The following is a 13,079-nucleotide window of genomic DNA, read 5'->3' on the forward strand; positions in this document are numbered from 1 at the left end:
CGGTTCACCGTCTGCGTCCGGCCCGGTCCCGCCCCTTTCGGCAAGGATGTGTGACCTTGTCACCGACGGCGCGCGCGTCCTCGGGCGATACTTGCGCGAGTCAGCAGAGGAGGATGAGATGAACCGCAGAAAATTCCTCAACATCGCGATGGCCGGTGGGGCGGCGGCAGCGCTGGCGCCGGGCCCGGGCGACGCGCAGGTCGCACCGGTCGAGACCTCGGCCCGGATCGTCATCATCGGGGCAGGGGCGGCGGGCACGGCGCTGGCCAACCGGCTGGTGCGGCGGCTGGACGGGGCCGAGATCACGCTGATCGACCCGCGCCACGATCACCTCTACCAGCCCGGCCTCACGCTTGTGGCGGCAGGGCTGAAACCGGCGGGTTACGTGGTCTCGGACACCGCCGGGTGGCTGCCCGAGGGCGTTACCTGGCTGCCCGAACGGGTGGCCGCCGTCGATGCCGAGGCCAGGACGGTCTCGACCGAAAGCGGGCAGAGGCTGGATTATGACTGGCTTGTCGTGGCCCCCGGCCTGGTGCTGGATCACGACGCCATCGAGGGCTTCAACCTCGACATGGTGGGACAGGACGGGATTGGCGCGCTCTATGCCGGACCGGAACACGCCGCGCGCACCTGGGCTGCGGCCAGCCGCTTCGCGGAGGAGGGCGGCACCGGCCTCTTCACCCGCCCTGCGACCGAGATGAAATGCGCGGGCGCACCGCTGAAACACACCTTTCTGATCGACGATATCGGTCGGCGGGCGGGCAACGCGGGCCGCATGAACATGATCTATGCCGCGCCGCAATCCGCGCTTTTCGGGGTGCCCATCGTGGCCGAGAAGGTGCGGATGCTGTTCGAGGATCGCGGCGTCGAGACGATGATGAACCGGACCCTGACCGCGATCGACGCGGGCGCCAGGCGCGCGACATTCGCCGTCGATGGCGGCACCGAAGAGGTCGATTATGATTATATCCACGTCATCCCGCCGCAGCGCGCGCCGGATTTCGTGGTGCAGTCGGGGCTGGCCTGGGCAGACCGCTGGACCGATCAGGGATGGGTCGAGGTGGACATGCAGACGCTGCGCCACCTGCGCCACCCCGAGATCTTCGCCCTGGGCGATGTCGCGGGCGTGCCCAAGGGCAAGACCGCCGCATCGGTCAAGTGGCAGGTGCCGGTGGTCGAGGATCACCTGGTCGCCGCCATCGAGGGCCGCGAGGGCACCGCCACCTATAATGGCTACACCTCGTGCCCGATGATCACCCGGATCGGCCGCGCGATGCTGATCGAGTTCGATTACCGCAACAACCTGGTCCCGTCCTTCCCCGGCATCATCGCGCCGCTGGAGGAGCTTTGGATCAGCTGGCTGATGAAGGAGGTCGCGCTGAAACCCACCTATAACGCCATGCTGCGCGGCCGGGCCTGAGGAGGAGGAGGAAGACGACATGCAAGAACTGACCCATGAAACCATGACCGCGGTCTTCGAGGAGATCTTCGGGCGCAGCCTGTTCTGGCTGATGGTGGCGGCGGTGGCGCTGATCACGCTTGGCTACATCTATGTCCTGGTGCGGGACCGGGCGGTGAGCTGGCGGAAATTCCTGCTGGCGCAACTGTCGATGCCTCTTGGGGCGGTGCTGGCCGTCTGGTTCGTGATGGCGATGACCCGCTCGCGCCTGTCCGACATCGGCGGCCCGGTGGATGTGATGCTGCTGCTCGGCATTGCCGCCCTGGGGGCCGTCGGAATGGCCATCCTTGTCTATACCGTCGAGGCGCTGATCGGATCGCGCCGCACGACAGGCGGCGGCGATGTCCGATAGCGCGGCGACACGCGCAAGGGGCCTGCCATGACCGCGCTGAACGAGGGCACGGCGGTCGCGGCAGGCGACATGGGCTCGGGGTGTGACCTTTCGGCAGGTTGCCCGCCGGTTCGGAGTTGGGCGGCATCCGCCAGCCGGAATAAAGCCGACCTGCGACGAACCGACCGGAAAAAACGTTTCAAACTGGCGCCCCCGGCCCCTATCTGGAGGGAGTATCCTGACGGCCTGACGGGCCGTATCGCCAAGAGAGACGATTGCATGGGGACCAAGGGGCAGAACACCGCCAACTGGATCGACAATTTCAAGGGGCTCGGGGGGCTGCCGGACGATCTGCGCGCCGAGCTCGAGGCCGGCAGCGAGATCGTCTCGGTTCCCTCGGGCACGGTGATATTCTCGCCGGGGCAGACGGCGGACAACCTGTGGCTGCTGCTGGACGGGACGGTGCGGGTTCAGCAGAAATCCGAGACCGGGCGCGACGTGTTCCTCTACCGGGTCCATGCCGGTGACAGCTGCGTGCTGACCACGGCCTGCATGCTGGCTTTCGAGGATTACTCGGCCGAGGGCACCGCCGAGACCGATGTCACCGCCGTTGCGATCCCGCGCCGGGTCTTCGACGACCTGGTCGCGAGATCGCCCGTCTTCCGCACCTTCGTCTTCACCGCCTATTCGCGGCGCATCACCGACCTGTTCACCCTGATCGACGATATCGTATTCCAGCGCATGGATGTGCGCCTGGCCGCGCGGCTGCTGGAGCTTGCCGATGCGGACGGCATCGTCCACGCCACCCATGCCATGCTGGGAACCGAGCTTGGCACCGCGCGCGAAGTGGTGTCGCGCACCCTGTCCGAGTTTCACCGTCGCGGCTGGATCGAACAGGCCCGCGGCGAAGTGCGCCTGACCGACCGGGACGGGCTGGACCGTCTTGTGAAGACCTCTGGCGCGCAAGACTGAAACCCGCGATTTCAGGGTCTGTGACCAAGTCACCAAACTCTTCCGGGCCGGTCTGCTAGACCTTTGAAAACGATTCCCGAAGGAGGAGACGACATGACGAGGAATATGGGAAGGACCGACCGCGGCGCGCGCCTTGCGGTCGCAACGCTTTTGCTGGTTCTGGTGTTCGGCCTCGGTGTTCCGGGGGGTGGCCTGCTGGGCTGGCTCGCCGTGATCGTGGCCGCGATCATGGCTGTCACGGCTTTCGCGGGCCATTGTCCGCTCTACCGTGTCTTCGGTCTCCGGACCTGCGGGCTGAACCAATGATCGAGACCGCGTTCACCCCGCTGGCCTCGTTGTCGGGCGGCATCCTGATCGGTGTCGCCTCGACCCTGCTGATGCTGACGCTTGGACGTGTGATGGGGGCCACCGGCATCCTGGTCGGCCTGATCCAGCCCGCGACGTCCCGCGACTTTGCCTGGCGCGCGGCGCTTCTGGCCGGAATGGTCACCGGGCCCGCCCTGGTCTGGCTGGTCTCGGGCGAGATGCCCGCCATCGAGGTCCCGATCTCGACCGCAGCACTTGTCATCGGCGGTCTCATCGTCGGGGTCGGCGTCAGCTTCGGGTCGGGCTGCGCCTCGGGTCATGGCGTCTGCGGCATGGCGCGGCTCAGCCCGCGCTCCATCGTGGCGACGCTGACCTTCATGGCCGCCAGCTTCGCCACCGTCTACGTCATCCGCCACGTGATCGGGGGGTAAGCCATGAAGCTGATCGCAACCTATCTCATCGGCCTGATCTTCGGGGTCGGAATCTTGATCTCGGGCATGGCCAACCCTGCCAAGGTGCTGAATTTCTTCGACGTCGCCGGAACATGGGATCCGTCCCTGATCCTGGTGATGGGCGGCGCGCTGGTGACGACCTTCGTCGGCTACAAGCTGGTCTTCGGACGCGCGGCCCCGATCTTCGAGCGCGACTTCTCGCTGCCGGGCGTGGCCCGGATCGACGCGCCGCTGATCGGCGGCTCGATCCTCTTCGGCGTCGGATGGGGCATCGTGGGGTTCTGTCCCGGCGGGGCGCTTCCCGCGCTCGGCACCGGACGGTGGGAGGTCTTCGCCTTCACCGCCGCCCTCATCGCCGGAATCGTCCTTGCACGGGCGATCCAATCCGCCGCCGCGCGCCGCGCGCAGCAGGCCACGTGACCAAACCCAAAGGAGTGACATCATGACAGGTTACCCCGTCCGGATGGACATCAAACCCCAGGTTCAGGCCTTCTTCGACGAGGCCACCAACACGATCAGCTATATCGTGAAGGATCCCACCTCCAACGCCTGTGCGATCGTCGACAGCGTCATGGACATAGACTATGCTGCGGGCCGGATCACCTATGACCACGCGGACGAGCTGATCCGCCAGATCGAGGCCCAGGGCCTCAAGCTGGAGTGGATCATCGAAACCCATGTCCACGCGGATCACCTGTCGGCGGCACCGTATATTCAGGGCAAACTGGGCGGCAAGATCGGCATCGGCGCCAAGATCATGGTGGTCCAGGACACCTTCGGCAAGATCTTCAACGAAGGCACCGAGTTCCAGCGCGACGGCAGCCAGTTCGACGCCCTGTTCGAGGATGGCGACACCTACCAGATCGGCAACATGCCGGCCTTTGCCCTGTACACGCCCGGCCACACGCCCGCCTGCATGGTGCATGTGATGGGCGATGCGGCTTTCGTAGGCGACACGCTGTTCATGCCCGATGGCGGCTCGGCGCGGGCGGATTTTCCCGGTGGCGATGCGGGCACGCTCTACGATTCGATCCAGAAGGTGCTGGCGCTGCCCGACGAGATGCGGCTTTTCATGTGCCACGATTACGGGCCGAACGGGCGCGACATCGCGTGGGAGACCACGGTGGGCGAGGAAAAGGCCCATAATATCCATGTCGGCGCGGGCAAGACGAAGGCGGACTTCGTCAAGTTCCGGACCGAGCGCGATGCGCAGCTTGCCATGCCCCGGCTGATCATCCCGTCGTTGCAGGTGAACATGCGCGCGGGCGAGGTTCCGACCGACAGGGACGGAAATCCGATGCTGAAGGTGCCGGTGAACGCGCTGTGACAGCCCGCGCCCGCGCCTTCCCCAATCCGGAACGAGACAAGATGGACCTGAAACGACTGACACCCGAGATCGCGGTGGCCGGGCAGATCATGCCCGAGGATGTCGCGGCGATCGCCGCGGCGGGCTACCGTGCGATCATCTGCAACCGCCCCGATGACGAAGCTCCCGGCCAGCCGCCCTACGCGGCGATCGAGGCCGCGGCGCGCAAGGCCGGTATCGCCACCCGTTTTGTCCCCGTCGCCCCCGGCAAGATCGGCGCGGACGACGTTACCGCCTTCGCCGAGGCCCTGCGCGCGCTGCCCTCGCCGGTGCTGGCCTATTGCCGGTCGGGCGCGCGATCCTCGAGCCTCTGGACCCTGCACGGGGCCGCCTGAATGATCCGCAGCCTGCGCCGCCATGTTCCCCTGCTCGACTGGGCGCCCGCCTATGACCGCACGGCGTTCTCGAATGACATGATCGCGGCGCTCGTCGTCACGATCATGCTGATCCCGCAATCGCTCGCCTATGCCTTGCTCGCGGGATTGCCGCCCGAGGCCGGCATCTACGCCTCCATCGCCCCCATCGTGCTCTACGCGATCTTCGGCACCAGCCGGGCCCTGGCCGTCGGGCCGGTGGCGGTGGTCTCGCTCCTGACCGCCTCGGCGGTCGGGCAGGTCGCGGATCAGGGCACCGCGGGCTATGCCGTGGCGGCCCTGACGCTGGCGGTGCTGTCGGGCGGGTTCCTCCTGCTGATGGGGGTCCTGCGCCTCGGGTTCCTGGCGAATTTCCTCAGCCATCCGGTGATCGCGGGCTTCATCACCGCGTCGGGCATCCTGATCGCGGCGAGCCAGCTCAAGCATATCCTCGGCATCCCGGCCGAGGGCCACACCCTCCCCGAGCTCGTGCTTTCGCTTGGCGCGCATCTGGACCGGATCAACTGGATCACCGTAGCGCTCGGTCTTGCCGCCACCGGGTTTCTCTTCTGGGCGCGGGCGCATCTCAAGCCCCTGCTGCGGGCAATGGGCGCGCCCGCCCCCCTTGCGGATATCCTGACCAAGGCCGGGCCGGTCGCGGCGGTGGTGGCGACGACGCTCGCGGTCTGGGGTCTGGGTCTCGACCAGCGCGGGGTCGCCATTGTCGGCACGGTGCCGCAGGGCCTGCCGCCCCTGACCCTGCCGGGGCTGTCCCCCGACCTGCTGCGCGCCCTCGTGCTGCCCGCGATCCTGATCTCGGTCATCGGCTTTGTCGAAAGCGTTTCGGTGGCGCAGACCCTGGCGGCCAAGAAGCGTCAGCGCATCGACCCGGACCAGGAACTGATCGGGTTGGGCGCGGCCAATCTGGGCGCGGGCTTCACGGGCGGCTTTCCGGTCACCGGCGGCTTCTCGCGGTCGGTGGTGAATTTCGACGCCGGGGCCGAGACGCCCGCCGCCGGGATCTTCACCGCGCTCGGGCTGGCGATTGCGGCCGTGGCGCTGACACCGCTGGTCCATTACCTGCCCAAGGCCACCCTCGCGGCGACCATCATCGTGGCGGTTCTCAGCCTCGTGGACCTCTCGATCCTCAAGAAGACCTGGGGCTACGCGCGCGCCGATTTCGCCGCCGTCGCGGTGACGATTGTGCTGACCCTCGGCCTCGGTGTCGAGATCGGCGTGGCCGCGGGGGTTGCGCTTTCGGTGCTGCTGCATCTCTACCGGACCTCGCGGCCCCATGTCGCCGAACTGGGCCGCGTTCCGGGCACCGAGCACTTCCGCAATATCCATCGTCATTCGGTCGAGACCGACCCGACCCTGGTGAGCCTGCGCGTCGATGAGAGCCTTTATTTCGCCAATGCCCGTTTTCTCGAAGACCTGATCCAGAAACGCGTGACCGAGGGCTGCGACATCCGCAACGTGGTCTTGATGTTCTCGGCGGTGAACGAGGTCGATTATTCCGCGCTGGAAAGCCTCGAGGCGATCAACCTGCGGCTGCGCGACATGGGCGTCGGCCTGCATCTGTCCGAGGTCAAGGGCCCGGTGATGGACCGGCTGCACCGCAGCGATTTCCTTACCGCCCTGAACGGCCAGGTGTTCCTGTCGCAATACGAGGCATGGACCCGCCTGGCCCCGTCATCCGCGCCCGCCGCCGCAAGCGCAATCTGACGGAACCGGATGGCGACCTCTGCCCTCCACGTCCCGTAACCCGATTTCTCGGAGATCTGTAATGATCGGCGACGCGCCGCGTCCTTGCATGACGGCAGCCCGGGCGTTGGCGTGATTGTGCCGCAGAGATCAAACCCCTAACCTGATTGGGATTCGAGAGCCCCATAGGAGGTGCCAAGGATGAGCGAGCTTTCCCAATACGCGATCCTTTTCGGGCTGAGTATCGGTGTATTCGGTCTCGTGCTCAGCCTTTACGGTCTGGCGCGGGCCATCGGGCGGGCGCGGGCGGAACCCGGCAAGGACGTGCCCGCCACCGCCGGTACCTTGTCGCGCGATCCGGTCTGGGTGCGCTATCATGCGCGCTATGCCGGTTACGCGCTGCTGTTCCTGGCCTTCGATATGGAGATGGCGTTCATGTATCCCTGGGCTGTGGTCTACCGCGAGGAAGGGCTGATCGCCTTGCTCGACATGGGGGTATTCCTGGCGATCCTGTTCCTGGGCCTGCTCTATGGCTGGAGCCAGGGCGCGTTGAGGCGGCAATGACCTTGGCCGGGGCGCGCGAGGGCGCGATGTCCGGGATCAGGCGGGCGGTCGCGGCGGCCATGGCGCGCGATCTGTCGGCCTTCGTGCTGCCCGGCCCCTCTGTCGCGCGGGCGATGGGGCTCGATCTGGCCGGGTCGCACCTGCGGGTCGTGGGCACGCCGCGTCATGCCAACGTGCTGATCCTCGTCGGCCCCCTGCCTGACGGTCTGCGCGATGCCGCCGCCGTTACCTACGCGCAGATGCCGCGCCCGCGCGCGATCCTGACACTGGGCGCGGGCGACATCGCCCCGTTGCCCGATGCGGACGTGTCGGCCCCGCCGACACGGGCCGGGCTGCGATCCGGGCTGGCCGATCTGCGCCGCGTGATCGCCGCGGGCGCGTTTCGGACGGACAGCGGGGAGTTTACCGCCCCCGCACTTGAGGTGCGTGTGGAATACACCTGCCCGATGCACCCCGAAATCATCCGCGACGCCCCCGGAGACTGCCCCAAATGCGGCATGACGCTGGTGCCGCGCGAAACGGCGTCCGATGGACATGGTGGGCACGGTGGCCACGACATGCCCCAGGAGGACAGGCCAAGCCCCGCCGAACACGCGCATGCGGGCCAAGCCGAGGACGCGGGCGGGGCGGGGGCATATACCTGCCCGATGCACCCCGAGGTGATCAGCGATGCACCGGGCAAGTGCCCCAAATGCGGCATGTTTCTGGTGAAGGCGGAGGAGGGGGAAAGCCACGGTCACGGGCATAGGCATGGGCATGGCGGTCACGGTCACGGGCATGGCAGCGAAGCGCACGGAGCGCACGGAGCGCACGGTGCGCATGGGCATGGCGATCACGGCGGTCATGGCAAACAGCAGGACCATTCCGGCCACGATGGCCACGATGGCCACGATGGGCATGCCGGACATGGCGGCCACTCCAAGGCCGCTATCGACGGGATCGAGCCGCATTTCATGTCGATGGTCGAACTGACAGAAGGCCAGCCGCGCAGCAGCGACGGGTTGCAGATGGACTGGATCGAGGTGCCGTTCGGGCCGTTCTTTCCCGGCCTGCCCGCAGGGCTGCGCCTGACCCTGACGCTGGACGGCGATACCGTGGCGGGCAGCGAGGCCAGGAGCCTTGTGGGCAGGGCGGAGCTGGTGGATGGTCCGCAGATGACGGCGGGCGATTTCGTCGGCCGTCTGGCCGCGATGATGCCGCTCGGCCCGGTGGCCTATCGCACGCTGGCCTGCGCGGCGATCGAGGAGGCCTCCCGCGCCGACCCCGGCCAGGACGCGCGCCGTGGCCGCGCCGCCGCCGTGGAACGCGAGCGGATCGCAAGCCACCTGGGCTGGCTGGCCGAGTTCGGCCTGCAGTCGGGGTTTCTCTGGCTCGCCGCGCGGGCCAGGGCGTTGCAATTGGCTGTTCAAGGCGCTGACATTGACGGGATCGCCGCGCAGGCCGGGGCGATCAGGGCGCTGATCCGCCGGGTCGAGACAGCGCCGCTGATGCGGATGCGGCTGGGACGCATCGCGCGCATCGGCAAGGACGCCCCGGCCAGCGGCCCCGTGGACCGGGCGCGGGGTGTCGGGTCGGATGCCCGCGCGGGCGATCCAACGCTGATTGCCCTCGGGTTCGAGATGTGCGTCCGAGAGGGCGGGGATGCGCTGGCCCGGCTGCGCCTTCGCTGCGATGAGATCGCCCAGAGCCTCGACCTGATCGCGGCGGCCGGGAGGATCGCCGTGCCGGAGGTGCCGGATGTGGAAACGGTGTCGGGCGAGGGCGCGGCAACCATCGAAACACCGCGCGGCGCGGCGCGGCTGCGCGTGAAGCTGACCGATGGCAAGGTGGTCGAGGCCGAGCTCGACACGCCGTCAGACGTGAACATCGCCCTTGTCGAAACGGTGACGGCGCAGCGGGAACTGGGCGATGCCTTGGCCGCTGTCGCCTCGCTCGACCTGTCGCCCTGGGAGGTGCGTGGATGAGCATTCTTGTCGTTCTCCTGTCGCTCGCCGCCGGGGCCTACGCGCTGGCCGTCATCGAACGATGGGCCGTGCACGGGCACCTGAGCCTGACCGGTCCGGCCTGGGCCGCACTCGCGCTTCTGGGGCGGGAATCGCTGCTGGCGCGCAAATCCGACCGGTTGTTCTTTGAGCTTGGGCCGGTGCTGCTATTGGTGGCGGGGCTGATGGCGGTGGCGGTGATCCCGCTGGCGCCGGGGCTCATCATCACCGACCTGGCCACCGGGGCGCTGTTTCTGAACGCCGCGCTGGCCTATGTGCTGGTGGCGCTGATCATGGCCGGTTGGGGTCCGAACGGGGCCTACGCCATGATCGCGGGCTGGCGGTTCCTGGGCCAGTTCATTGCCTATGCCATGCTGATCGTGATGCCGATCACCGCCGTCGCCATGCGGGCGGAGTCGCTCTCGACGGTTGAGATCGTCACCTCGCAGGAACAACTCTGGAACGTGCTTTACCAGCCGATGGGGTTCATCCTCTTCGTCGTGGCGGCGATGGGGCTGGCCTGGTTGCCGCCGCTGGACCTGCCCGATGCGACCGGCGAATTGGCCGGAGGCGTCGAGGCGGAGTATACCGGCGTGCGGCTGGCTGTGCTGCGGCTGGCGCGGATGGTCATCATCCTGGCGCTGGCCGGGGCGACCGTGACCTTCTACCTGGGCGGCTGGCTTGGCCCGTGGCTGCCGCCCTGGGCCTGGAGCGCGATCAAGATCCTGGCCGTGGCGGCGGCCATGCTGAGCATCGGGCGCTACATGCCGCGCATCCGCGAGGCGCGCTATCTGGCGCTGAGCTGGAAGCTGGGGATCTCGCTGGCGTTGGCCAATATCTTTGTCGTGGGCGTGATCGCGCTGGTGGTGCCGATATGACGGTTCAGATGATCTTTCTGGCGTTCTTCGGCGGCGCGGCTGTGTGGTTCGGCGTCGTGGTCTTCCGCACCCATTCGATGGTGCGCTCGGCGCTGGCGCTGCTGTTCTCGCAAACCGCGATCGGGGCGATGTTCCTGGTCATGCAGGCCGAGTTTCTGGGCGTGTTGCAGATCATGATGATGGCCACCGAGATGAGCGTGATGGCGATCTTCATGGTGATGTTCATGATGGATCCGGGCGGCATGGGCAAAATGGACATGACGCACCAGAAACGCCTGTCGCTCTGGGCCGGGGGCATCGGGCTGCTGGCCGCCTTGCTGCTGGTCTGGCTGCCCGATTGGAGTCCGGTCGCTCTGTCGGTGCCCGGTGCGCATGAACAGGCCGCCGATCTGGGCCGCGAATTGCTGGGCCGGTCGATGTTCATCTTCCAGTCGGCGGGGCTGACCATCCTGACGGCGATGATCGCGGCCACGATGGTGGCCATCGTCCCCAACGCGGAGCAGGGCAAATGATTGTGGAACTTCTGATCGCTCTCAGCGTCGGTGCGGGGCTGTTCGGTGTCGGGCTCTACGGCGCGCTGAGCCAGACCAACCTGGTGATGATCGTCATGGGGGTCGAACTGATCCTGGCCGCGGCCCTGGTCAACCTCGTGGCCTTCTGGCGTTACCTGCATCCCGACGAGCCTGCGGGTCAGATGTTCGTGCTGATCGTCATGGCGGTGATGGCGGTCGAGATGGCGGTGGCCTTCGGTATCGCCATCGCCCGGTTCCGGGTGCGCGGCTCGGTCGAGATGGAAGAAGCGCGCGAGTTGAAGGGATGACGATGCTGGCACTCACCCTCCTCGCGCCGCTTCTGGCGGGGCTCGCGGCGCTGGCGCTGCGCCGCGCACCCGAAGCGATTGCGCTGGCGAGCGTTGGCCTCGGGTTTCTGGCGGCGATGGCGGTTCTAGCGGGCGCGATTGCCGGCGATGCGGTGGAACTGGTCCTGCCGGGCCTGCCGCAAATGCCGTTGCGGCTGGTCGTGACGCCGCTGACGGCGGTCATTTCGACCATGGTGGCGACGGTGGCGGCCTGCGTAGTGGTCTATGCGGTCGGTTACATGCGCAGCGACCCCGAAAGGCCGCGCTTTTTCGGCATCCTGCTGCTGTTTGTCGCCGCGATGCAGGCGCTGGTTCTGGCGGGCGACTGGATCACCGTGCTGGCCGCGTGGGAGTTGATCGGCTTTTCCAGCTATCTGCTGATCGGCTTCTGGCATGGCCGTGACGGCGTGCCCGGTGCCGCGACGCGGGCGTTTCTCTATACCCGCAGCGCCGATCTGGGGCTTTATCTGGGGATTTTCGTTCTGATCGGCTGGGCCGGCAGCTCGGAGATTTCGGCCACGCTGGCGATCACCGGCACACCGGCGCTGGTCGCCGGAGTGTTGTTGCTGATCGGCGCGATGGGCAAATCGGCGCAGGTGCCGTTGCAGGACTGGTTGCAGCGCGCCATGGCGGGGCCGACGCCGGTTTCGGCGCTGCTGCATTCCGCGACGCTGGTGGCGGCGGGGGCGATCCTGCTGATCCGGGTGGCGCCGATGTTGTCCGGCGGGGCTTTGCTGGCAATCGGGCTGGTGGGCGGCATAACGGCGGTCGTTGCCGGTCTGATCGCGCTGGCCGAGCGGGATCTGAAGCGGCTGCTGGCTGCCTCGACCTCCAGCCAGTACGGCCTGATGCTGCTGGCCATCGGCGCGGGCGTTCCGGTGGCGGCGCTGCTGCACCTGATCGCCCATGCGGCGATCAAGAGCACGCTGTTTCTGGGCGCGGGCGTGTTCCAGCATGACCGCGACAGCACCGACATGGAGGCGGTTGCGGGCGCGGGCCGGTCAAGACCTCTGATCCTGACGGGTTTCGGTCTTGCCGCGCTGGCGTTGGCGGGCATCCCGCCGCTGGCCGGGTTCTTTTCAAAGGACGCGATCCTTGCCGCCGCGCTGGCCGCCCCCGGTGCTGCGTGGCTGGCACCACTGGCGCTGGCGGGGACGGTGCTGACCGGGGCCTATATGGCGCGGGCGCTGCGGGTGCTGTGGTGGGGCGAGGCGCAGCCCGTTTCCGGCAGGGGCATGGGCTGGATGTCTGCGGGCATGGCGGTGCTGACGGCGCTGGCGGCGGGGCTTGGGTTCGCCTTCGTGCCGCTGGAACATCTGCTGGGCGCTGAACTGCCGCCGGAAGGAACCGCGATGATCCTCGGGCTCGTGGCGGCGCTGAGCGGCCTGGTGCTGGGATGGTTCGTGACACCCGCCCGCCTGATGGGGCCGGTTCTGCCCTGGGCGCAGCGCGGCTTTGCCGTCGCGGGCGGGATGGACGGGCTGGTGCTGCGCCCGACACTCGCCATCGCCGCCGCCTGCGAGCGGTTTGAACGGCACCTGCTGGCCGCGCAGCTCGGCCTTGTGCGCGTCCTCGGCCTTGGCACCGCATCCCGCACCGAGGCAGCCGACAATCGCCTTTACGCCGCGACCCTCGATCTGGGCCGGTTGAACCTGCGCTTGGGTGACAGCGCCGAGACCACCGACACAAAAGGCATCGACGGGCTGATCTTCGGCCTTGTCGACCGGACAATCGCCGCCGGTCGCCGCCTGCGCCTGCTGCAAAGCGGGCTGATCCACCGCGAACTCGCCCTGACTGTCATGGGCATTGCCGTCATCGCGGCGGTGCTGCTGATCTTACCGATATCCTCCTGA

At 67.7% G+C, this 13,079-nt stretch carries 15 protein-coding genes; all 15 read left to right on the plus strand.

Annotation, left to right across the window (positions count from 1 at the left end; genetic code table 11):
* Nucleotides 1–118: 118 nt before the first annotated feature.
* Nucleotides 119–1,420 carry an NAD(P)/FAD-dependent oxidoreductase gene (locus HNS34_RS05785; RefSeq protein WP_172318986.1) on the plus strand — a complete coding sequence of 434 codons (1,302 nt, stop codon included), beginning with the start codon at nt 119–121 and terminating at the stop codon, nt 1,418–1,420.
* A 19-nt stretch (nt 1,421–1,439) separates the two neighbouring features.
* Nucleotides 1,440–1,811 (plus strand): DUF5368 domain-containing protein, encoded by a 372-nt coding sequence (locus HNS34_RS05790; RefSeq protein WP_172318988.1) that lies wholly within the window; start codon nt 1,440–1,442, stop codon nt 1,809–1,811.
* Nucleotides 1,812–2,069: 258 nt separating this feature from the next.
* Nucleotides 2,070–2,762 carry a Crp/Fnr family transcriptional regulator gene (locus HNS34_RS05795; RefSeq protein WP_172318990.1) on the plus strand — a complete coding sequence of 231 codons (693 nt, stop codon included), beginning with the start codon at nt 2,070–2,072 and terminating at the stop codon, nt 2,760–2,762.
* Nucleotides 2,763–2,855: 93 nt separating this feature from the next.
* Nucleotides 2,856–3,068: a YgaP family membrane protein gene (locus HNS34_RS05800; protein WP_172318992.1), complete on the plus strand. Its 213-nt coding sequence runs from the start codon at nt 2,856–2,858 to the stop codon at nt 3,066–3,068.
* On the plus strand, nt 3,065–3,499 hold the full coding sequence (locus tag HNS34_RS05805; protein WP_172318994.1) for a YeeE/YedE family protein: 435 nt from the start codon (nt 3,065–3,067) through the stop codon (nt 3,497–3,499). Before HNS34_RS05800 ends, HNS34_RS05805 begins: the two co-directional genes overlap by 4 nt.
* Before the next feature lie 3 nt (nt 3,500–3,502).
* Complete coding sequence (locus HNS34_RS05810; RefSeq protein WP_172318996.1) at nt 3,503–3,940, plus strand: DUF6691 family protein; 438 nt, start codon at nt 3,503–3,505, stop codon at nt 3,938–3,940.
* Nucleotides 3,941–3,962: 22 nt separating this feature from the next.
* Nucleotides 3,963–4,847 carry an MBL fold metallo-hydrolase gene (locus HNS34_RS05815; protein WP_172318998.1) on the plus strand — a complete coding sequence of 295 codons (885 nt, stop codon included), beginning with the start codon at nt 3,963–3,965 and terminating at the stop codon, nt 4,845–4,847.
* 41 nt (nt 4,848–4,888) lie between these two features.
* Nucleotides 4,889–5,221: a protein tyrosine phosphatase family protein gene (locus HNS34_RS05820; protein ID WP_172319000.1), complete on the plus strand. Its 333-nt coding sequence runs from the start codon at nt 4,889–4,891 to the stop codon at nt 5,219–5,221.
* Nucleotides 5,222–6,964: a SulP family inorganic anion transporter gene (locus HNS34_RS05825; protein ID WP_172319002.1), complete on the plus strand. Its 1,743-nt coding sequence runs from the start codon at nt 5,222–5,224 to the stop codon at nt 6,962–6,964.
* Between the two features lie 180 nt (nt 6,965–7,144).
* Nucleotides 7,145–7,507 carry an NADH-quinone oxidoreductase subunit A gene (locus HNS34_RS05830; protein WP_172319004.1) on the plus strand — a complete coding sequence of 121 codons (363 nt, stop codon included), beginning with the start codon at nt 7,145–7,147 and terminating at the stop codon, nt 7,505–7,507.
* Entirely contained in the window at nt 7,504–9,471 is a 1,968-nt protein-coding gene (locus HNS34_RS20905) for a heavy metal-binding domain-containing protein (RefSeq protein ID WP_214647441.1), read from the plus strand. Before HNS34_RS05830 ends, HNS34_RS20905 begins: the two co-directional genes overlap by 4 nt.
* Nucleotides 9,468–10,367 (plus strand): complex I subunit 1/NuoH family protein, encoded by a 900-nt coding sequence (locus tag HNS34_RS05845; protein WP_172319006.1) that lies wholly within the window; start codon nt 9,468–9,470, stop codon nt 10,365–10,367. Before HNS34_RS20905 ends, HNS34_RS05845 begins: the two co-directional genes overlap by 4 nt.
* A complete protein-coding gene (locus HNS34_RS05850) occupies nt 10,364–10,879 on the plus strand; it encodes an NADH-quinone oxidoreductase subunit J family protein (protein WP_172319008.1) in 516 nt (171 codons plus the stop codon). The genes HNS34_RS05845 and HNS34_RS05850 overlap by 4 nt, the downstream gene beginning before the upstream one ends.
* On the plus strand, nt 10,876–11,187 hold the full coding sequence (gene nuoK, locus HNS34_RS05855; RefSeq protein WP_088635770.1) for an NADH-quinone oxidoreductase subunit NuoK: 312 nt from the start codon (nt 10,876–10,878) through the stop codon (nt 11,185–11,187). The genes HNS34_RS05850 and nuoK overlap by 4 nt, the downstream gene beginning before the upstream one ends.
* Before the next feature lie 2 nt (nt 11,188–11,189).
* Complete coding sequence (locus HNS34_RS05860) at nt 11,190–13,079, plus strand: NADH-quinone oxidoreductase subunit 5 family protein (RefSeq protein ID WP_235952635.1); 1,890 nt, start codon at nt 11,190–11,192, stop codon at nt 13,077–13,079.

This window comes from Alterinioella nitratireducens (assembly GCF_013155465.1).
GTDB lineage: Bacteria > Pseudomonadota > Alphaproteobacteria > Rhodobacterales > Rhodobacteraceae > Alterinioella > Alterinioella nitratireducens.

Bases quoted from the DNA above. Each gene is read 5' to 3' on its own strand.
- HNS34_RS05815 (WP_172318998.1), top strand. From the start codon at position 3,963: ATGACAGGTTACCCCGTCCGGATGGACATCAAACCCCAGGTTCAGGCC.
- HNS34_RS20905 (WP_214647441.1), top strand. From the start codon at position 7,504: ATGACCTTGGCCGGGGCGCGCGAGGGCGCGATGTCCGGGATCAGGCGG.
- HNS34_RS05845 (WP_172319006.1), top strand. From the start codon at position 9,468: ATGAGCATTCTTGTCGTTCTCCTGTCGCTCGCCGCCGGGGCCTACGCG.
- HNS34_RS05790 (WP_172318988.1), top strand. From the start codon at position 1,440: ATGCAAGAACTGACCCATGAAACCATGACCGCGGTCTTCGAGGAGATC.
- HNS34_RS05785 (WP_172318986.1), top strand. From the start codon at position 119: ATGAACCGCAGAAAATTCCTCAACATCGCGATGGCCGGTGGGGCGGCG.
- HNS34_RS05825 (WP_172319002.1), top strand. From the start codon at position 5,222: ATGATCCGCAGCCTGCGCCGCCATGTTCCCCTGCTCGACTGGGCGCCC.
- HNS34_RS05860 (WP_235952635.1), top strand. From the start codon at position 11,190: ATGCTGGCACTCACCCTCCTCGCGCCGCTTCTGGCGGGGCTCGCGGCG.
- HNS34_RS05800 (WP_172318992.1), top strand. From the start codon at position 2,856: ATGACGAGGAATATGGGAAGGACCGACCGCGGCGCGCGCCTTGCGGTC.
- nuoK (WP_088635770.1), top strand. From the start codon at position 10,876: ATGATTGTGGAACTTCTGATCGCTCTCAGCGTCGGTGCGGGGCTGTTC.
- HNS34_RS05810 (WP_172318996.1), top strand. From the start codon at position 3,503: ATGAAGCTGATCGCAACCTATCTCATCGGCCTGATCTTCGGGGTCGGA.
- HNS34_RS05795 (WP_172318990.1), top strand. From the start codon at position 2,070: ATGGGGACCAAGGGGCAGAACACCGCCAACTGGATCGACAATTTCAAG.
- HNS34_RS05820 (WP_172319000.1), top strand. From the start codon at position 4,889: ATGGACCTGAAACGACTGACACCCGAGATCGCGGTGGCCGGGCAGATC.
- HNS34_RS05850 (WP_172319008.1), top strand. From the start codon at position 10,364: ATGACGGTTCAGATGATCTTTCTGGCGTTCTTCGGCGGCGCGGCTGTG.
- HNS34_RS05830 (WP_172319004.1), top strand. From the start codon at position 7,145: ATGAGCGAGCTTTCCCAATACGCGATCCTTTTCGGGCTGAGTATCGGT.
- HNS34_RS05805 (WP_172318994.1), top strand. From the start codon at position 3,065: ATGATCGAGACCGCGTTCACCCCGCTGGCCTCGTTGTCGGGCGGCATC.